The following is a 20,398-nucleotide window of genomic DNA, read 5'->3' on the forward strand; positions in this document are numbered from 1 at the left end:
TTTATTGATTGTAAAATTAAGTTGTGTTTATTTAAAATATAGTAACTTATGTTACATTAACTCTTTATAAAGAATTATAAAAGCCATTATAAGTACAAAATAAGCAAACCCTTTTTTTAATTGATTTTCGTTGATGTATTTGTTTAAATAAGTTCCTATAAAAATTCCAACAATTGAAATTGAAGTAAAGCTGAGTAAAAATAACCAATTTATCTCTAAATTTTGAATATCGCCTATAAATCCTATCAATGAATTCATAGCAATTATTAATAGTGATGTTCCAACTGCTTTTTTCATTGGGAGTTTTGCAAATAATACTAATGAAGGAATTATTAAAAATCCGCCACCTGCTCCAACAAGCCCTATTACTATCCCGATAAAGAATGTTTGAATAATTAAAATTGTTGTTGATGCCTCTTTTTCTGCAATTTCTGCAACTTCAATTTTTTTCTTTTTTAGCATTGACATTGCAGCTAAAAACATAATTATTGCGAAGAAGAGCATCAAAAAAGTTCCTTTATAAACGGTAAAATTTCCAATTTTAAGTATTTCATCAGGAATTATAGGAACCAAAAAGCTTCTTGTCAAATAAACTCCAATGAATGATGGTATGGCAAATAAAAAACCTTTTTTAATATCGACTAAACCTTTTCTAAAATTTTGAAAGGCTCCAAAAATAGAAGTAGTTCCTACAATAAATAAAGAATAACCTGTCGCAACAACTGGATTCAATAGCATTATATAAACTAAAATAGGAACTGTTAACATTGAACCGCCACCGCCAGTTAGACCAAGTACTAGTCCAATTAATAAAGCTCCTATATAACCAAATATTTCCATTAAAATTCTAAGACTTCAATTTTGTTCCTATGTAATTTAATTTTGCCTTGTAATTCTAAACTTTTTAATAGACGTGAAATAACTACACGGGAAGTATGTAATTCGTAAGCAATTTGTTGGTGTGTATTGTGAATTTCAGTATCACCTAAAACCTTTGCTTTGTCTGTTAGATATTTAAACAAACGTTCGTCTAAATTCATAAAAGCTAAAGTATCAATAGCTTCCAGCATTTCTTTTAAGCGAATATTGTAACTATCAAAAACGAAATTTCTCCACGTTTTGTATTTTGTTAACCATTCTTCCATTTTTTCAACCGGAATCATTAAAAGTGAACCATCAGTTTCTGCAATGGCACGAATTTTACTTTTAGATTGTCCCATACAACATGTTAATGTCATAGCACATGTATCACCTCTTTCTAAAAAATATAATAATAGTTCATCTCCATTATCGTCTTCTCTAAGAATTTTTATTGCTCCATTTAAAAGCAATGGCATCATTTTTATATAATCGCCAATTTCGATTAAATAATCATCGGCTTTAAATTCTCTATAAGTTGCTACCGATGCAATTTCATCTATCAGGGCTTCTTCAAATATATAACCGTAGGCTTCTTTTAAAATGTCTTTCATTTTTGTTTTTTTGTAAAGATACTTCTATTTGAAGTTTTGAACTACATTTTTCCTTTTAACATTTTTTTCCAATATAAGTAAGGTAATCCATATTTTTTTAGAATCCACATACTCCAATTTTCTTTAGTAGTATCTACAAATTTTGATAAAAACGGATCGGAATCTCTTACATTATCGTATTTAAATTCGGCCAAAACCATTTTTCCATAACCAGTTACAAGTGGACATGAAGAATAACCTTCATAAACAGAATGACCTAGTTTGTTTTCTTTTATCATTGTAAGAATATTATCTACAACTACAGGGGCTTGTTTTCTAATTGCCGCACCCGTTTTTGCAGTAGGTAAAGCAGCAACATCTCCTAGACCAAAGACATTTCTGTATTTTAAATGTTGTAAAGTAGTAATATCAACATCTAACCATTTTTGAGCATTTACCAAACTTGAATTTCTAATAAAATTCGGAGCCATTTGTGGTGGTGCTAAATGAAGAATATCAAAAGGCATTACGATTTCACTTTCTCCATGAAATTCTTCGTTTAGAACGTTTCCTTCATTAATAACACATTGATTTTCTTCGGGAGCTACACTTTTAAAATAAACTAATTTCTTTTCGCCATCAATTTTTACTGGAGCATAATGCGGTTTAAAGTGAATTCCGTATCTAAAAATTACTTCCATTAAAGTTTTCGCAAATTCTTTAACCCCAAAAATTACTGAACCAGGCGTAGCGAAAACTACCTCGGCATTAATTTTATTTTTTCTAAAATAATCGGCAGCTAAATAAGCAATTTTTTGAGGTGCGCCTCCACATTTAATAGGGGTTGTTGGTTGTGTAAAAACAGCATTTCCGCTTTTAAAATTTTTAATGCATTGCCAAGTGTAATTAGGATCTGTATAATTACTACAAACGCCATTTTTACCTAAATTTTCCTTTAATCCTTCAATTCCGTCTAAATCATAAACTAAACCAGGTGATAATACTAAATAATCATAGTTTAAAGTTCCAGATTTTTCGGTAGTTAATTGATTTTGCTCAGGTTCCAAAGCAACTACTTTGTCTTTTATCCATTTAACACCTTTTGGCATAACACTAGCCATCGATTTTTTAGTTTTTGCAAAATCAAATGTTCCACCACCAACTAATGTCCAAGCAGGCTGGTAATAATGATTTTCAGAAGGTTCAATAATAGCAATGTCTAAATTTTTATTTTTTCGAAGTAACTGTGCAGCTGTCATAATTCCGCCAGTTCCACCTCCAACTATAATAATTTGATGTTTCATAATTTCGATTTTTTGGATAGTTAGTTTATGTAAAATTAGTAGAACCAGTAAATTTTGATGTAACATTTGTTACTTAGAAGATTATGAATTTTAAAAAAACTATTTTAATTATGTTATTTTTGTTTAAAAATAAAATCACAATTTGGAGCACAAAAAATATAACCGATTTAATTTTTACAAACATACATTTTGTGAATTCCAAGAAGTTTTACAAGATTCTATTAAAGGATTAAAGTTAGCTTATACAAGTAAATCGGGGAGTAGTTATTATTTTACAGATAAAGGTGTTTATAGAGTTTCAAATCACTGGGGAAGAGCTGCGAATTGTAGATGGCGATTAATTTCTAAAGAAGAAAAAGTAAATCAATACCAGCGAATTGGCTATGCAAAATGGACTGATTTTTATCCGAATAATGAAACGGAAAACTTGTTTTACATTGAAGTCAATTGGAAAGCAAAGTCAGTTATTTTTCAGCACAAGAAGAATCCAAATTTTAATAACGAAGTCTTAAGAAATGCATCTGATACTGCAAAGAGAATAAAACAAATTAAAGATGTTTTAAAAGACGATTCTTGGACGAAATACTTAGAGTTTAATGATTTAGAAGCAGTGAGAAAAAATATTTGTAACCAACTAATAGCTACTAATAAAAGCTTAATCGAAATTAAACAACATTACAAATAATATGGGAAGGAGAAATGAAACCAATCGCTTAGCTCATAAAAAGAAAGTTGATAATAAAAAACGAAAAGAGCAAGAAGCTAAAAATTCACTTAAAGAAAAGAGAAAAGCAATTTTAAATAAAATGAATAAAGAACAAACAAATGAATCTTAATTTGATATTTGATATTTTAAAAAATGAAATCCAAGAAATTATTGATGCTTTAGCATTAAAGAATCACGATTTGGCTGAAGAAAAAGTAATTAAATTATCCGAAAAAATAGCCGATTTGATTGATAATACTACAAATGAAGATTTTTTAAGAGAAATAAGTAAATATCAAATTTTATTAGAACACCTTAAAAGTAAATTATAGAAAATTGTAAACTGCGAATGAATACTATTTATTCAAACTTCTCCCTAAAACAAACATCGTATCTTGATTACTATCGATTACAATTTTTTCAATTCCGTTTTGCATAGCAATATCTAAAATATCTCTTGCTGGAAGTGATGCAAAAGGTTTTGTTTCGTTTGCCCAATTCATAAGAGTTTGTTGCGAAGTAAAAGCTCCAAGTATTTTTTGACCATCAACTTCAAAAACTGAAGTAAAAGACATTTGTGTACCTTTTTCAATTGTTGACCAACCTTCTTCGTTTCTATCTTTTCCAACAATGGGTTCAGTTGTAGGAATTAATAAAAAAGCATTATTACCTTGCAATTCATTAAAAACAGCCATAAAAGTTTCTTGATTTTTGTCTTTTTGAAATATTTTAATTGCAGAAAGTAAGTTGGTGTTATTCGGTTGAAATTCTAGTTCAGGATTCGATGTATTCATTTTTATTTTGATTGAAAGGCAAAATTAATGAATTTAAAATAGACTTCCTTGAATTAACTCTTGAGGTTTTTCTCCTAAAAAAGGAAAAGTTTCAATGATGTCAAATTGTTTTCTTTTGTTATTAAAGACACGTAAAGCAATAGTATTACAATTAAAAGTAATATTTGGATTCTCTCCGAACAGCTTTTTAGCAATTTCAATTTTTTCAGGTTGAATTCGTCTGCCAATTGAAATATGAGGTTCGTTGCTTTTTATTTTGGTAGGATAAGGAAATTTTTGATTCACTGAAGTCATTATTTGCTTCAAATATTGCTTTGATTCTGCATTTGGAGCTAGAAAGAATGCGCCGTTTGGAAAAGTGTTAAAACTTTCAAAAGTAACTTCTTGTGGATGAAAATATTTAGTTATTTCAGTAAGTTTTACTTTAATTTTTTCTAATTCTTTTTCATCTCGTTCAAATTCATTTACCGTAATATGCGCTAAAGAATTTTTACTATTATACCAACCAATTTTTTTGGCTAATAATTCTTTCATTTGCTTTACTTCTTCAATAACTTCTTCACTGGGATGTATAACTATGGAGTAGGTTTTCATTAATTCTAAAGATTATAATTACTATGAATTAATTTTAATAACTTAAATTTGAATTCTTTTCAAACCAAATTTAATGTTTTTAAATATTTCATCAAGTTGTTTAAAAAATGTTTTGGCAATTAGCTTTTTACTTATTGTACAAAACTTTTATTCCCAAAATAGTAAAATTGATAGTTTAAAAATTGAGTTGCAAAACCATAAAGCAAAAGATACTACACGAGTGAACATTCTCAATCATTTAGCTTTTCATCATTACAGAAACAATCCGCCTAAAGCTGTAGCTTACATTGAAGAATCTTTAGAATTAGCTAATAAATTAAAGGTTCAGAAATTTATTGCCCATTGTTATTATATAAAAGCTGTTATATATACTGAGCAGGCTAATTTTAAAATTGCTGAAACTAGTTACGATAAAGCAATTAAACTTTATACTTCATTAAACGATTTAAAAGGATTGAAAAAGTGTAACAATGCTCTTGGAGTTTTGTATGCTTATAAAGGAGATTTTGAAAATGCTCTTAAGCACTATAAAGAATCTTTAAAAATCACTAGACAATTAGGTGATCTTACCGATGATGGTTGTTTATATAATATAGGAAATATCTATTCCGATATTGGAGATTATACTAATGCTTTGGAAAATTTTAATCAAGCATTAGAAATTAACAAAAACGAAAAAGATTCTGTTGGAATGTTAAATGCATTAAATTCAATTGCAAACGTTTATTATCAGCAAGGTAATTATCCATTATCTTTAGATTATCATAATCAATCTTTAGATATTGCTAAGAAAGCTAAAGATTCCATTGGTATTTTTCAATCTTTAAATAATATTGGTAATTTATACCGTATGAAAAATGATAATGAAAAAGCATTAGCTTTTTACAATCGAGCATTAGCCATTGAAAGTGCAAGTTTTAATAAAAAAAACGTTACTGCCATAAAAAATAATATGGCAGGTATATATTATGATATTAATGAATTTGATAAAGCCTTAAAACTCTATAATGAATCCATAACTCTAAGTAAAGAAATTGATGATAATGTAAATTTGGCTACAGCTCTTAATGGATTAGGTTTTGTGTATTATGATATGAAGAAATATGACAAAGCAATAGCTAATTTTGAAGAATCAAGAAAAATTAATTTAGAATTTAACTATTCTTATGACTTATTAGATTCCTATGAAGGTTTGGCGAAATGTTATTTAGATTTGAAAAATTTTGATTTAGCATTAGTTAATGCTAATAAATTAACAAAACAGGCAACTGATTTTGAATTTTTAAAGCACAAAAAAATAGCTTATGGCTTACTTGCCAGTATTTATAAAAATAAAGGAAATTACAAAAAAGCTTTTGAGAGTCAAGAATATTTTAAGATACTTAGTGATAGCCTTTTAAACGAAGAAAACATCAAAAAGATTGCAGGAATTGAATACGAATATAAATACAAAAAAGAACTGGACGATGCTGCAGAAAGAGAAACAAAACTGACTGAAACAGTTGAAACCACTTCTAAAGATTTAGAAAAATCGCAACGCAATTTATTATTAGGAATTATTACCTTTTTAGCTGTTGCTATGGTTTTAGGAAGTATTATTTTTTACTTAAAATTGAGAAATTCGAAAGCTAAAACACAAAATATAATTACCGAGCAAAAATTGTTGCGTACCCAAATGACACCGCATTTTATATTCAATTCTCTTTCGGTTTTACAAGGCATGATTTTGAATAAAGAAGAATCGAAGTCGGTAAGTTACTTGTCTAAGTTTTCAAAATTATTACGAATAACACTGGAAAATTCTAGAGATAAAACGGTTTTATTGTCGCAAGAATTAGAAGCAGTAGATAATTATTTGTCACTTCAGAATATAGAAAATGAGAAAGTTTCCTTTAATTTAAATGTTAATAAAGTCATTGAAACAAATAGAATAAAAGTTCCTCCAATGCTTATTCAACCATTTGTTGAAAATGCTATTGAGCACGCTTTTAAAAATCAAAAGGATAATTGTATCATTGAAATTAAACTGACTTTAGTCAATTCAAAACTAATTTGTGTAATTTTAGACAATGGAATGGGAATCGATTCTAGTGAACGAAATTCGAACCAAAATAAAAAATCATTGGCAACAAAAATTACGAAGGAACGTTTAGACTATTTGTCAAAAGATTTTAAAATGGATGCTTCGATTACTATTGAAGATAGAAGTAAATATAATACACAAGGAACGCAAGTAACTATTCAAATGCCTTATAATAAACTTACATAGTAAAACCTATTATTTTGAAAAAAAACATCTTACTAATTCTGGTTTTATTTTTTTTTGGAGAAATTATTGCCCAAACTCAATTAGTTGATAGTCTTAAAATTAAATTAAGAACACATAAAAAAGATACTACAAGGGTTAATTTATTATTCGATTTAGCTTTCGAAACTTTTCAAAAAGACACAAAACTTGCTAATTCATACATTGTCGAAGCAGAACAATTAAGTGAAAGTCTAAACTTTACAAAAGGTAAAGCGAGAATAAATTACCTCAAAGGAATTCTTGAAAATATTAAAGGTGATTATGTAACGAGTTTAAAATATTTTAATTTATCATTAAAGCACTATAAAAAAATTAATGATAAAAAAGGTATTGCAAGTAATTATACAGCTTTTGGAATTACTCATTATGATCAAGCAGAATATGAAAAAGCAATCCAGTCTTATTTAAATGCTTTAGAAATTTATGAGAATATAGGTAATAAAAGAGAGGTTATTACATGTTTAATTAATATTGGTAATGTTTATTCAGAAATTGGAGACTTTGACAAAGCTATATCTAATTATAATAAAGCATTAAATAAGTGCAAACTTATAAACGATGAAAATGGAATATCATTCATCCATAGTAATTTAGGAATTCTATACAAAAAGCAAGGAAATTACTACTTGGCAATTGAAAACAGTAATGAGAGTCTATATTATCGCAAAAAAACTGCTGATACTTTAGAAATAGCTGTTACCTTAAATAATTTAGGAGAAATCTATAATTCTATGAAAGATGTTACAAAAGCATTACTGTATCATCAAAAGTCTTTAGAACTTGCATTAAAACAAAATAATAAAAAAATTATTGTAGCTAATGAAATTAATATTGGCAACATTTATAAAGAACAAAAAGAATACAAAAAAGCGTTAGTTAATTACAATAAATCTTTAGAAACTAGTAGCCAAATAAATGATTTAAAAAGCGTTGCTATTTGCTTTGCAAATATTGCTACTATCTATTTAGCATTAGAAAATTCTACTCTTGCACGCACAAATTTTATTAAAGCAAATGAAATAAGTGAGGATATTAATAATTTACCTATTCTAACACAAAGTGAATTAGGGATTTCTGAAACTTTTCTATTTGAAAAAAACTATCAAAAAGCGCTTTTCTATGCTTTAAAAGGAAGGGAAAATGCTATTAAACTTGACTTGCTTCTTGAACAAAGAAAAGCAGCTGAGTTACTTTCACAAATTTATTATAATATAGGGAATTATAAAAAAGCATTAGAAAGTCATGAACAATTTAAGAAGCTAAGTGATAGTCTTTTAAATGAAGAAAATATCAAAAAAATAGCTTCTATAGAATATGAATTCAAGTACAAAAAAGAACTGAATGATGCTGCAGAAAGAGAAACAAAACTGACTGAAACAGTTGAAACCACTTCTAAAGATTTAGAAAAATCGCAACGCAATTTATTATTAGGAATTATTACCTTTTTAGCTGTTGCTATGGTTTTAGGAAGTATTATTTTTTACTTAAAATTGAGAAACTCTAAAGCAAAAACGCAAAATATTATTACTGAGCAAAAATTGTTACGTACCCAAATGACACCGCATTTTATCTTTAATTCGCTTTCGGTTTTGCAAGGCATGATTTTGAATAATGAAGAAAATAAATCGGTTAGTTACTTGTCTAAGTTTTCAAAACTTTTGCGCATTACGTTAGAAAATTCAAGAGATAAAACAGTTTTATTGTCGCATGAGTTAGAAGCTGTTGAAAATTATTTATCCTTACAAAATATTGAAAACGAAAAGATTACTTTTCAGTTATATGTTGATGATGCTATTGAAGCCAATGCTATAAAAGTGCCACCTATGCTTATTCAACCTTTTGTGGAGAATGCTATTGAACATGCTTTTAAAAATCAAAAAGAGAATTGTATTATTGAAATTAAACTGACTTTAGTCGATTCAAAACTAATTTGTGTAATTTTAGACAATGGAATGGGAATCGATTCAAGTGAGCGAAATTCAAACCAAAATAAAAAATCGCTGGCAACAAAAATTACAAAAGAACGTTTAGACTATTTGTCAAAAGACTTTAAAATGGATGCTTCGATTACTATTGAAGATCGAAGTAAATTCGATGCACAAGGTACCCAAGTAACCATTCAAATGCCTTATAGTAAAACTGAATTATGAAAGCTATAATCGTAGAAGATAAAGAATATATTAGAAAAGGATTGCTCAATTTGCTTTCTATTATTGATGCCGATGTTGAGGTAATAGGTGAGTGCGAATCGGTTCAGGAAGCTGTTATTGTTTCTAAAACCTGTAAACCCGAGTTAGTTTTTCTAGATATTAATTTAAAGGATGGAACTGCGTTTGATTTTTTAGACCAATTAGAATCGATTGACTTTAAAATTATATTCATTACTGCTTACGAAGAATATGCCTTAAAAGCCTTAAAAATTGGAGCGGTTGACTATTTATTGAAGCCGGTTGATGTTGAGGAGCTAAAAATTGCTTTACAAAAAGTTGCTAAACTTACCGCTTCCGATCAAAAAAGTCAAATTGCAAAGGCTAAGCAAGTTTTCAATAACGAAGGCAATCATATTGTTTTATCATTTCACGATAGTTATCAATTAATCAATTTAGACGAACTCATTTATTGCGAATCGGATAAAGGATACACCACTTTTTATTGTAGCGATGGCAATAAGCATTTGGTTTCAAAAACCCTTAAAGATTTTGAAGACCGTTTGTTAGAAGCTAATTTTCAGCGTCCGCATCAATCGTTTATGATTAATATGAAATTTGTCGATAAATACGATAAAGCGGGTACTATTCACTTAAAAAATGGCACTAAAATTCCGGTTTCTTCTCGAAAAAAAGAATCGTTTCTTTCCTCATTATTCAATTGGAATAAGAAATAACATCATTTCTTAAATCAAATTTTTATTCAACTTTTACGAATATCGGTTCAAAGGAAACGGATATTGGTTGGGTATTTCATACTGTGTTTTCAATAGGTATTTTTAATTGAAAAATTAAATGACGACATTATGAAAAAATACTACTTTATACTACTGTTTTTTGTTTGCTTTTATGGAAAAGCGCAAATAATCAATTTTCCAGATGCTGAACTTAAATTAAAATTGTTAAGTGCAAGTCCTAATAATGCTACAGCTAAGGATTTAAATGGTAATAATGTTAAAATTGATACAAACAATAATAATGAAATAGAAGTTAGTGAAGCACTTCAAATAGTCTATTTATATCTTTCTCAAGCAATATATTCAAATAATTATTATTATAATCCAAATATTACAGATATAACAGGATTAGAATATTTTACAAACTTAAAGGAATTAGATTTGAGAAACAAAAATATTGCAGTTATTGATGCAACTCCTTTTATACAATTAGAAGTTTTACATTGTGGAAGTCCAAATACTCCACTTTCGTCTCCACTTACAACTCTTAATGTAACAGGTTTAACTAATTTACAAAATCTACGTTGTGTGGGAGCCACTTTGTTAACAAGTGTAGATGTTTCAACTTTGACTAACCTAACAGATTTATGGATTTATAATACTAACATAACTTCGTTAGATGTTTCGAACCTAACTAATTTATGGCGTTTAGATTGTAGTGTTTCTCAAATATCGAGTTTAGATGTTTCCAATAATATTAATCTTCTACGCTTGTATTGTCGCGAAAACCAAATTACAAGTTTAGATGTTTCTAATAATATTAATCTTCAACGTTTATATTGCTTCGGAAACCAAATTACAAATTTAGATGTTTCTATGTTAAGTGATTTAAATGTGTTACAATGCTATGATAATTCACTCACAGAATTGAATATAAAAAACGGAAATTCTAATTCATGGACCACTTTAGATTTTTATGATAACCCAAACCTTCAATTTGTATGCGCTGATGAAGAAGATGTAGCTATTGTTCAGCAAAAGATTGATACTTATGGTTACACTTCTACTTGTCATGTAAACAGTTATTGTTCCTTTACACCAGGCGGAACTTTTTATGATATTACTGGAAATATAAAATTTGATGCTAACAATAACGGTTGTGACGTAGGAGATATAAATGTGCCAAATTTGAATTTAAGTATTTCAAATGGTACCACAACAGGCAGTTTAATTTCAGATACAACGGGTGATTATTTTATACCCGTTCAAGCAGGTATTTATACTGTAACGCCTACGTTAGAAAATCCAACGTATTTTACAATTTCTCCAACAAACTTTGTTGTAGATTTTCCTACCAATGCAAGTCCGTTTTTACAAGATTTTTGTATTACAGCAAATGGTGTACATTCTGATGTAGAAGTTGTTATAATTCCAATAACACCTGCAATTCCAGGTTTTGATGCGAATTATAAAATTGTTTATAGAAACAAAGGAACCGAAATTGAAAATGGAAATGTTTCTTTAACGTTTGATGATGCAGTTTTAGATTATGTATCTTCAAACCCTGTTTATGATAGTTCAGCACCGAATACTTTTAATTGGAATCACACGAATTTGTTGCCTTTTGAGACAAGAGAAATTGAAATTTCCTTTAATGTTAATGCACCCACAGATACACCACCTGTAAATATTGGTGATATTTTAAATTATATCGCTACTATTTCAACAGCAAACACAGATGAAACTCCTTTGGATAATGTGTTTACGTTAAACCAAACTGTTGTGGGTTCCTACGATCCAAATGATAAAACCTGTTTAGAAGGTGAAACAGTTGATGTTGCTACAATAGGAAAATATGTGCATTATGTAATTCGTTTTGAAAATACAGGGACTTATCCTGCTCAAAATATTGTAGTAAAAGATATGATTGATACTTCTAAATTCGATGTTTCAACGTTAGTTCCGTTGCATGGAAGTCATGAGTTTTACACCAAAATTAAAGACAATAAAGTAGAATTCATTTTCGAAAACATTAATCTTGATTTTAACGACGCTACAAACGATGGATATGTTGCTTTTAAAATAAAAACATTGCCTACGTTAACGGTTGGTGAAACATTTACAAACGATGCCAATATTTATTTTGATTACAATTATCCAATTACAACAAATGCATTCGCTACAACTATTCAAGATGTTTTAAGCAATCAAAGTTTTGAATTTGAAAACGAATTTGTATTATATCCAAACCCAACACACGATATTTTAAATATTTCTACTAAGAATCAAATAGAAATTCAATCGGTTGAAATTTATAATATTGTTGGTCAAATAGTTATTGCTGTTCCAAACACAACAACAAGTATTGATGTTTCTAATATTGCAATAGGAACTTATTTGATAAAAGTAAATACAGAAAAAGGTAGTGCAATTACTAAGTTTTTAAAAAATTAACCTTTGTCACACTGAGCTTGTCGAAGTGTCTCATAATAAAAAATCCTGTTTTTATATTGATTCGGGATTTATTTTAAAAATATTAAATCAAATTTTTATTCAACTTTCACGAATATCGGTTCAAAGGAAACGGATATAGGTTAGGTATTTTTTACTGTGTTTTCAATAGGTACTTTTACTATGTAATCATTAAAAACACCTTATGAGAACTATTTTTTTATTTTTTGGAATGTTTATTTTTTTAAATAGTTTTTCTCAATCTGATGCTAAAAATGAGATAAAAATGATTTCTGAATATGCATCTAAGAATCCTGAAATTAGAGATATTCTTCAGTTTGAAGGTATTGAATATTTAAAATTGAAGTTTACTGGAACTGATTTGAAAAACAAAAGTTATCATCTAACTGTAAAGGAAATATGGAATGGTAAATTAATTAGTGAATCAACTGTTTTTAATAGTAAAGAGATTGGGATTGAACAATTTCAAGTTATTAATGATACTGTTTTAAGTTTTAAAGTGATAGCAAAACTAACTTCAAAAAATAAATTAAAATTAACATTTCGATTTCCTCGATTTGGTGTTACCAAAGAATATGACGCAATAGATTCAAAAGAGTATAGTCTGCGAAATATAGTTGAAGAAAGTAATTTAAAGATTGACTATAATGAAAAATTTTATTTGTTAGCATATATTTTACCTTATGAGCGAGAAGATGGGTCAAAGTCTTGGTGTGATGTTGGTACAAGTGGAGGAGATCTTGAAAAATGGGGAGAAAAATTTGGAATTAAACACTATTTAATATTTGAAATGAAATTTAATTAAAGATAGAAATTATGAAAAAAATTAAAATTACACTTTATGCCTGCATTACTGCATTAATGATGATTTCTTGTGGAGGTGGAAGTTCAAAACAAGAAGCGAATGCTGAAGGTTTTTCAGTAATTGAAAATCAGCTAAAAGATAAATTTGGTAACGATGCTTATTATACCAAGTTATCCATTATATACAATGAAACCTTAGGTAATTCCATTACAGTTACAGTTGCTGAAAATCCAGAATCATTGCAAATGGAAGAATGGTTACAATCGCAAGACAATTGGCAACAAACATCGGATGTTACTATTGAAATTCCAGAAGGTACAAAAGCAACCGATTTCATGTTTCAATTAAATGAAAAAATTAATTTAAAAAAATTAGGCGAATTAGTGGAGAAATCGAAAGCCCAACTTACCAAAGAAAAAAATATTGAAGATCCTAAATTACATATTGCTTTTATCAGTTTTCCAGATAATGGAGATATTTCAAAAGCAAACTATGCGGTTAATTTAGAACCTAAAAATGGTGGGACAACATTCCGTTTTTCGTACACATTAGACGGGGAATTAATTGATTTCAAATACTAATCATAAATTTTAAAACTATGAAAAAACATTTACTTTTATTTAGTATTCTATTTTGTTCACTATTAGGATATTCGCAAACGTTTACTGATAACTATATAACATATGATGTTGTAAATTCAACATCTGTTGTAATATCAGATTATGATGCTAATGGAGGTACTGTTGTAAACATTCCAGCAACGGTTAGTTATAATGGTACAACCTATAATGTTACTAGTATAGGAAATAGTGCCTTTTTAAGTAATTCATTAACTAATGTAACTATTCCAAGTAGTGTTACGAGTATAGGAAATAATGCCTTTCGTAATAACAATTTAGTTAGCGTTACTATTCCAGATTCTGTTATTTCTATTGGTGTAGCTTCATTTGCATATAACTCTTTAATGATTAATGTTCAATTATCTAATAATTTGACAAGTATTCCAACTGATGCTTTTTCATTTAATGATTTGCAGAGTCTTGTTATTCCTGAAAATGTTACCAGTATTGGAGAGCTGGCTTTTGTTTCAAATGGTATAACAAGTTTAGTAATAGGAAATAATGTTATTAGTATTGGTAATTCTGCTTTTAGAGATAATAATATTAGTAATTTAGTAATACCTAGCAGTGTAAATAATATTGGCGATTCCGCCTTTCTATTTAATCCTTTATCTAATGTTTATTCAGAAAACGGAGTACCGCCAATTATCATAACAAGTTCAATAAACGATACATTTGCTTTTAATAGAAGTACTATTCATTTACACATACCACCAGGAACTACCGGAGCTTATGTGACGAATTCAGGTGCTTTATGGACTGGTTTTGCACCTGTAACAGAAGATGCTCTTAGTACTTCAAATTTTGAATTAGAGAACGATATTAAAATAATTTCTATGGAGAATAGTATTAAAATATTATCAAGTAACCAAATACAATTAGAGAATTATAGCCTATTCAATTTATCAGGTCAAGAAATTTCAAAAGGAGTTGAAAGCGAAATACCTACAATTTCATTTTCAAAAGGAGTTTATATTCTTGTATTAAACTTTGATAAAGGTTCGGTTACAAAAAAAGTATTAATTAAATAATAAAAATAATTATGAAAAAGATGTTTAAAATTAAAAGCTGGTTAGCTTTAGCTACGATACTTTCGATAGCTAGTTGTAGTAGTGATGATACTTCGCCACAAACACCATCAGTAACACTTCAAGATTTAGAAGTTACAATTGATGAAAACCCAACAAATGGAGCCGTTATTGGAACTGTTCAAAGCAACAGTACAACAGCATTGACATTTAATATTGTTTCACAAACGCCTTCAGGAGCAATGGAAATCGATGCTTCAACAGGAGAATTAACAATTATAGATGCTGCTCTGTTTGATTTTGAAACGAATCCAGCCATAACTGCTACTGTTTCTGCTTCTGGAGCATCTAATAATGCTACTGTAACAATAGAATTGGTAGATAAAGCAGAAATAGGAGAATATAAATATGGTGGTGTTATTTTTTGGATAAATGCAAATGGAAATGAAGGTTATGTAGTTTCAATTAATGATCAAAGTAGTGGTGCTGTGTGGGGTTGTATAGGTTTAGATATCCCTGGTGCTGAAGGACAAAATATTGGAGATGGTGAATCCAATACTTTGGCTATAGTTTCCTCTTGTAATGTTTCAGGAATTGCTGCAGATATGGCAAATGATATTATAAATGGTTTTAGTGATTGGTTTTTGCCTAACTTAAATGAGTTTGGTGAAATATATAATAATAAAGCAATTATTAATTCTGCAATAATAACAAATGGTGGAAGTATTATAACTGATGATAATTATTGGACCTCAATACAAAGTTTTTCAAATAGTAGTTCTGCTTACGCCATAAAATTTTGGGATGGGACGTTGAATAATATTAATCGAGATAATTTATTTAAAGTAAGAGCTGTAAGACACTGGACGGATTTTTAATCCAATAAAAATAAGTAATTATGAAAAAAACGTTTAAAATTAAGAGTGTATTAGCAATAGTTGTAATTTTTTCAACTTTTAGTTGTAGTAGTGATGATGAATCACCACAACCTACACCGCAACCTATAAATTACACTAATTACACAAAAACGATAAAACCAGATGCTACTGAAGGACAAGACGCTTTTATTTATGAGTTTAATGTAAATCAACAATTAGGATCACACCCCGATTTTATGGTAGGAAGGTATAATGGAAATGAAACTAGAAATTTAATTCGTTTTGATTTTTCAGATATTCCAACTAATGCAGTTGTAGACAGCGTTAAAATCTCATTGTATTCCTATCAATCTACCTCAAATGGTTCTCATGCAGGTGCAAATGCTTCTAAATTACAACGTGTAACTTCTACGTGGGATGAAAGCACGGTTACTTGGAGTAATCAACCTACAAGTACTTCAGATGATGAGGTACTTTTGGACCAAACTACTAGTACAATTCAAGATTACTTAGATATTAATGTTACATTAATGGCTCGAGTTATGATTGCTAACCCAAGTCAAAATTTTGGATTTTTGTTCAGGTTACAAGATAACTCAGGGGCAGATAAAAAAATGGTTTTTGCTTCTAGCGATAATACCGATTCAGATTTGCATCCAAAAATTGATGTATATTATAGAATTGCCGAATAATTCAAATATTAATTAAGAATCAGCCAATTCAATTTGAATTGGTTGGTTTGTTATTTTAAACTTAAAAAGAAATAAAATGGAAAATCTAATTACAATTAAGAATCAATACAATTCGCTAGATGAACTACAAAACGCATTAAAAAATAATGTAAATTTTAGTTGTACCAAAGAATATGATATTTGGGAACAACGAGTAGATAATAACGGAAATTTAGCACAATGTTTAGTTTTAAAGAAGAGTAACATGCATGCTGTAAAATTGTTTTTTATAAATGAAAAAACATTAAAAGCAAATCATATTATTCCAAACAAAATTATGCAGGCTTATTTTGGTAAAAGTGAAAAACGCTATCAAAATGTACTTGAAATTATTACTGGTAAAATTAAAACAGCTGTTTTAGAACCATCTCAAAAAAAGGCTTTCAATGAGATAGAAGCTGAAGTTGTTAGGATTGTTTCATAATTTTATTTTTAATCTTTTAAATTGTTTTCAATTTTAACCACTTTATAATCATGATGCATTTCTTTAATGAATACCCAATTATAAAATGGGTTTTAGTAGGATTTGGAATCCTTTATTTTTTAGATAAATATGGCATTTTTAGCCCAGTTGATAATCTTATTAACCGTATTGGTCGATATAAATTTAAAAGCAATGCGCATTTAAACGATCCTAAACTTAAAGAAGTTATTGAATATTTCAATAAAAAACAGTTCAGCAATGTAGAACAATCGTTAAAAAGTATGAGTGCCAGTCAGCGTTCGTTTGCATTTGAAAGTTTAGGGCAATATGGCGAGACTAAAATAACAGATGAGTGGATAAATAAAGAACCAAATAACGATTTGCCGAAATTAATTAAGGGTTACCAATTTATTCATAAAGCATGGGAAATTCGAGGACGAGGAACTATTGATACAGTTTCTAACGAAAAGCAAGTTGCCTTTAAAAAACAATTAAAAAAAGCGGAAGAAGTATTAATATCTATTCAAACTAATAGTTTTTACAAAGTCAATTCCGTTGCTTGTTTGTTAACTATTTATAAAGCTATTAATGTTAATAGAGAACACGTTCACCAACTTTTTGAAGATGCCGTAAAGAGTGCTCCAGATGATGCGGAATTACATAAAACGTATATGGCTTTTGTATCTCCAAAATGGGGCGCAACGGAAGAAGAATATAAAAACTATTTAAATCGAATAAATGATTGGTCACACTTTATTCAACAATTACTTTTAGCGCAATACTATTTCGATTTGAATTATTTCCACGATTATCAAGACGAAGATGGTAAAATAGAAGACTTAATGCTTGACGTAAAAGCAAACCCGATAGAAAGTTCAAATTTACATCGTTTTGAATTGTATAAGCTTTTATACTGGACCGCTTCTAACTTAGAAATGAACGAATTCGAAGCATACTACAAACAAATGGCTTTACCTTATTTGGAAGATTAATAGTAATTCATGAATATTAATAAAAAATTCAACAAATGAATAAAAACAACACATTTTTCCCAACCATAGTAGTAAAACAAGTTTCTACTAAACAAGATCATAAATGGGATGAAGCGGTATCATTATTTGATCAAAAACAATATCAAAAAGTAGTGCCAACAATTTTAGATTATGTAGGTAGTCATTTTCAAGCAAATAAAAGTGGCGATAGTTATATAATTCCTCATGGTTCTGTAGTGGTAACAATTACACAAACAGCTAATGAACTTATAGTGAAATGTCCGTTTTTAAATATAGCAAATGCAAAAAAAGTTCCGTTAATGCGAAAATTAGCAGAATTAAGAATGCATCCGCTTAATTTAACCAATCTAACGTTAGAAAATGATTTAGTATATTTTTCATTTTCTTGTCCTATTGAATTGTGTGAGCCTTATAAAATTTATGCCGTTTTACGTGAAATTTGTTTCTATGCAGATAGTTATGATGATGAGTTTATAACCAAATTTGAAGCAACCAATATTCAAGAACCTAAAATAAATCGGTTTTCTAATGATATAACAGCAAATGCATTTACAAATTATCAAAAAATATTAAGTGAAGGCATTGAGCGATTTAATTATTACATGGAAAAAAGACATGGAAATAATGCTTGGTACACTCTTAATATTACTTTAAAACAAATTGAGTTTTATGCAGAACCGCAAGGGTATTTACGAACTATTTTAGAAAAGGCAATTGATGGAATTTTCGATAGAGAAATCCCTTTTCATGATCGTTTGTTAAGAGGAAAAATGGACTTAGAAAAATTATTAACGTATTCTCAAGATGATTTTTCTGCAGATTTATATCAAATCGAAACGTTTATTCCTCATAAATACAGTTCTAAAAAAGATAACATTAGAGAAAACTGGGAAGACAGTTATAGCGAAGTGGAAGATATGATTGCAAATTCAAGATTTGAAGATGCTACAATGATTATGCAATCGTGTTTTTATAACTTGTTTTATTACAATTTAGTTGATGAAGAAATTAAAAAACCAATTATTGATGCATTAGAACAATCTAGTGGTTTAGATTGGAATCAAGCAGCTCCTATTTTGTATAAGGGAATGGAAAGCATTATGGAAGACACCATTTTTCAAAACGATTTTGGAATGGATTTATCCAAAATAATGACCGAACAAATGCAACAATCTATGGCGGCGATGCAAGAAATGATGGCTAATTTTAAAATCAATTAAGAAATGAATACGTTTAATAAAATAGAAAATTCGATATATAGAATTAATACCGCAAATGGTTCTGGAACTGGTTTTTACAGCCAAAAAGAAGATGTTATTATTACCAACTATCATGTTGTTGCTGGAAGTAAAGAAGTCAGTATAGAAGGTCAGGATAAGAACAGATACATAGCTCAAGTTATTTTTATTAATCCAGGAAAAGATATTGCCTTTTTAAGAGCTGAAAATTATCCTAAACCTATTGAAACAATTGCAATAGAAAATGCAATAGCAACTTTAGCAAGAGATAAAGTAATGGTTTTAGGATATCCATATGGAATGCCTTTTACAGTTACAGAAGGAATCGTTTCAAATGCAAAACAAATTGTTGATGGTCGTAATTACATTCAAACGGATGCCGCAATAAACCCAGGAAACAGTGGTGGTCCAATTGTTAATGAAAAAGGAGAATTAATTGGAATAGTTACTTCAAAATTTTCAAATGCAGATAATATTGGGTTTGCCATTCCTGTCGAAACGCTATTAGAAGAATTGGAAATTGTTTCGGAATTAAACAACAACCTTACGTTAGGTTGCCATAGTTGCAATGGATTAATTCAAGAAAAAACGAATTATTGTCCAAATTGTGGTAGCGATGTAGATGAAAAACTGTTTGAAGAAAATCCACTTTCCGATTTTAGTCAGAAAGTAGAAGAGGCTATTTCAAAATTAAACATTAAACCTGTATTAGCAAGAACCGGTAGAGAACGATGGTATTTTCATCAAGGAAGTGCCGAGATAAGAATGTTTGTATATGACAATAATTATCTTTTTGCAACTTCACCATTAAATGATTTGCCAAGAACAAATTTGGAGGCTATATACGAATATATTTTAACTACAGATACAGGAAAGCACCGTTTATCTATTTCAGACAATCAAATATTTCTTTCGTATCGAATTCATATTAGTGATTTATATTCAGATGCAAAAGAGGAGATTCTTAATGACATAGCAGAATTAGCCGTTAAAGCCGATCATTTCGACGATTTGTTTGTTAACGATTTTGGTGCTAAAATGACTAATTATAGTAAATAAATAGGTTATTTTTTAAAAGTTTTACCAACTCGTTGGTGAACTTAATAAACAAATAGTTATTTCAATTGTAAACGAGTTTTGCACAATTA

21 protein-coding genes are annotated in these 20,398 nt (G+C 28.8%); 16 read left to right on the top strand and 5 right to left on the bottom strand.

Going from position 1 to position 20,398, the window contains the following annotated elements; translation table 11 throughout:
* Positions 1 to 51: 51 nt before the first annotated feature.
* The 3 genes from KK2020170_RS09110 to KK2020170_RS09120 are packed head-to-tail and all read right to left on the bottom strand — an operon-like array spanning position 52 to position 2,755.
* A complete protein-coding gene (locus KK2020170_RS09110; protein ID WP_221258026.1) occupies positions 52 to 840 on the bottom strand; it encodes a sulfite exporter TauE/SafE family protein in 789 nt (262 codons plus the stop codon).
* On the bottom strand, positions 840 to 1,472 hold the full coding sequence (locus tag KK2020170_RS09115; RefSeq protein ID WP_221258027.1) for a Crp/Fnr family transcriptional regulator: 633 nt from the start codon (positions 1,470 to 1,472) through the stop codon (positions 840 to 842). Before KK2020170_RS09115 ends, KK2020170_RS09110 begins: the two co-directional genes overlap by 1 nt.
* 41 nt (positions 1,473 to 1,513) lie before the next feature.
* Positions 1,514 to 2,755 carry an NAD(P)/FAD-dependent oxidoreductase gene (locus KK2020170_RS09120; protein WP_305070121.1) on the bottom strand — a complete coding sequence of 414 codons (1,242 nt, stop codon included), beginning with the start codon at positions 2,753 to 2,755 and terminating at the stop codon, positions 1,514 to 1,516.
* Positions 2,756 to 2,897: 142 nt separating this feature from the next.
* On the opposite strand from KK2020170_RS09120, the gene KK2020170_RS09125 reads away from it, so the two are divergent.
* The 3 genes from KK2020170_RS09125 to KK2020170_RS09135 are packed head-to-tail and all read left to right on the top strand — an operon-like array spanning position 2,898 to position 3,793.
* The gene (locus KK2020170_RS09125) at positions 2,898 to 3,440 is read left to right on the top strand and encodes a hypothetical protein (RefSeq protein WP_221258028.1); all 543 of its coding nucleotides are present in this window, start codon (positions 2,898 to 2,900) and stop codon (positions 3,438 to 3,440) included.
* A 1-nt stretch (position 3,441) separates the two neighbouring features.
* Positions 3,442 to 3,591 (top strand): hypothetical protein, encoded by a 150-nt coding sequence (locus KK2020170_RS09130; RefSeq protein ID WP_221258029.1) that lies wholly within the window; start codon positions 3,442 to 3,444, stop codon positions 3,589 to 3,591.
* Complete coding sequence (locus KK2020170_RS09135) at positions 3,581 to 3,793, top strand: hypothetical protein (protein ID WP_221258031.1); 213 nt, start codon at positions 3,581 to 3,583, stop codon at positions 3,791 to 3,793. The genes KK2020170_RS09130 and KK2020170_RS09135 overlap by 11 nt, the downstream gene beginning before the upstream one ends.
* Before the next feature lie 24 nt (positions 3,794 to 3,817).
* Here KK2020170_RS09135 and KK2020170_RS09140 read toward each other — a convergent pair whose 3' ends face one another.
* Positions 3,818 to 4,255 carry an SseB family protein gene (locus KK2020170_RS09140; RefSeq protein ID WP_221258032.1) on the bottom strand — a complete coding sequence of 146 codons (438 nt, stop codon included), beginning with the start codon at positions 4,253 to 4,255 and terminating at the stop codon, positions 3,818 to 3,820.
* A gap of 33 nt (positions 4,256 to 4,288) precedes the next feature.
* Entirely contained in the window at positions 4,289 to 4,849 is a 561-nt protein-coding gene (locus tag KK2020170_RS09145; RefSeq protein ID WP_221258033.1) for a 2'-5' RNA ligase family protein, read from the bottom strand.
* 73 nt (positions 4,850 to 4,922) lie between these two features.
* On the opposite strand from KK2020170_RS09145, the gene KK2020170_RS09150 reads away from it, so the two are divergent.
* The 13 genes from KK2020170_RS09150 (at position 4,923) to KK2020170_RS09210 (ending at position 20,309) form a co-directional block, all read left to right on the top strand.
* On the top strand, positions 4,923 to 7,118 hold the full coding sequence (locus tag KK2020170_RS09150) for a tetratricopeptide repeat-containing sensor histidine kinase (protein ID WP_221258034.1): 2,196 nt from the start codon (positions 4,923 to 4,925) through the stop codon (positions 7,116 to 7,118).
* A gap of 14 nt (positions 7,119 to 7,132) precedes the next feature.
* Positions 7,133 to 9,307 (top strand): tetratricopeptide repeat-containing sensor histidine kinase, encoded by a 2,175-nt coding sequence (locus tag KK2020170_RS09155; RefSeq protein ID WP_221258035.1) that lies wholly within the window; start codon positions 7,133 to 7,135, stop codon positions 9,305 to 9,307.
* Positions 9,304 to 10,041: a LytR/AlgR family response regulator transcription factor gene (locus tag KK2020170_RS09160; RefSeq protein ID WP_221258036.1), complete on the top strand. Its 738-nt coding sequence runs from the start codon at positions 9,304 to 9,306 to the stop codon at positions 10,039 to 10,041. Before KK2020170_RS09155 ends, KK2020170_RS09160 begins: the two co-directional genes overlap by 4 nt.
* A gap of 129 nt (positions 10,042 to 10,170) precedes the next feature.
* The gene (locus KK2020170_RS09165) at positions 10,171 to 12,495 is read left to right on the top strand and encodes a DUF7619 domain-containing protein (protein ID WP_221258037.1); all 2,325 of its coding nucleotides are present in this window, start codon (positions 10,171 to 10,173) and stop codon (positions 12,493 to 12,495) included.
* A 202-nt stretch (positions 12,496 to 12,697) separates the two neighbouring features.
* On the top strand, positions 12,698 to 13,318 hold the full coding sequence (locus KK2020170_RS09170) for a hypothetical protein (RefSeq protein ID WP_221258038.1): 621 nt from the start codon (positions 12,698 to 12,700) through the stop codon (positions 13,316 to 13,318).
* Between the two features lie 11 nt (positions 13,319 to 13,329).
* Positions 13,330 to 13,899, top strand: a complete 570-nt coding sequence (locus KK2020170_RS09175; RefSeq protein ID WP_221258039.1) for a hypothetical protein — start codon at positions 13,330 to 13,332, stop codon at positions 13,897 to 13,899.
* 17 nt (positions 13,900 to 13,916) lie between these two features.
* On the top strand, positions 13,917 to 14,969 hold the full coding sequence (locus KK2020170_RS09180) for a leucine-rich repeat domain-containing protein (RefSeq protein ID WP_221258040.1): 1,053 nt from the start codon (positions 13,917 to 13,919) through the stop codon (positions 14,967 to 14,969).
* A 20-nt stretch (positions 14,970 to 14,989) separates the two neighbouring features.
* Positions 14,990 to 15,844, top strand: a complete 855-nt coding sequence (locus tag KK2020170_RS09185; RefSeq protein WP_221258041.1) for an Lcl domain-containing protein — start codon at positions 14,990 to 14,992, stop codon at positions 15,842 to 15,844.
* Positions 15,845 to 15,864: 20 nt separating this feature from the next.
* A complete protein-coding gene (locus KK2020170_RS09190) occupies positions 15,865 to 16,536 on the top strand; it encodes a DNRLRE domain-containing protein (RefSeq protein ID WP_221258042.1) in 672 nt (223 codons plus the stop codon).
* 76 nt (positions 16,537 to 16,612) lie between these two features.
* Positions 16,613 to 16,999: a hypothetical protein gene (locus KK2020170_RS09195; protein WP_221258043.1), complete on the top strand. Its 387-nt coding sequence runs from the start codon at positions 16,613 to 16,615 to the stop codon at positions 16,997 to 16,999.
* 50 nt (positions 17,000 to 17,049) lie between these two features.
* Complete coding sequence (locus KK2020170_RS09200) at positions 17,050 to 17,991, top strand: hypothetical protein (protein WP_221258044.1); 942 nt, start codon at positions 17,050 to 17,052, stop codon at positions 17,989 to 17,991.
* 35 nt (positions 17,992 to 18,026) lie between these two features.
* Positions 18,027 to 19,232 carry a YbjN domain-containing protein gene (locus KK2020170_RS09205; protein WP_221258045.1) on the top strand — a complete coding sequence of 402 codons (1,206 nt, stop codon included), beginning with the start codon at positions 18,027 to 18,029 and terminating at the stop codon, positions 19,230 to 19,232.
* Positions 19,233 to 19,235: 3 nt separating this feature from the next.
* A complete protein-coding gene (locus KK2020170_RS09210) occupies positions 19,236 to 20,309 on the top strand; it encodes a trypsin-like peptidase domain-containing protein (protein WP_221258046.1) in 1,074 nt (357 codons plus the stop codon).
* The last annotated feature ends 89 nt before the right edge of the window (positions 20,310 to 20,398 follow it).

The organism is Flavobacterium okayamense (genome assembly GCF_019702945.1).
Taxonomy (GTDB): domain Bacteria; phylum Bacteroidota; class Bacteroidia; order Flavobacteriales; family Flavobacteriaceae; genus Flavobacterium; species Flavobacterium okayamense.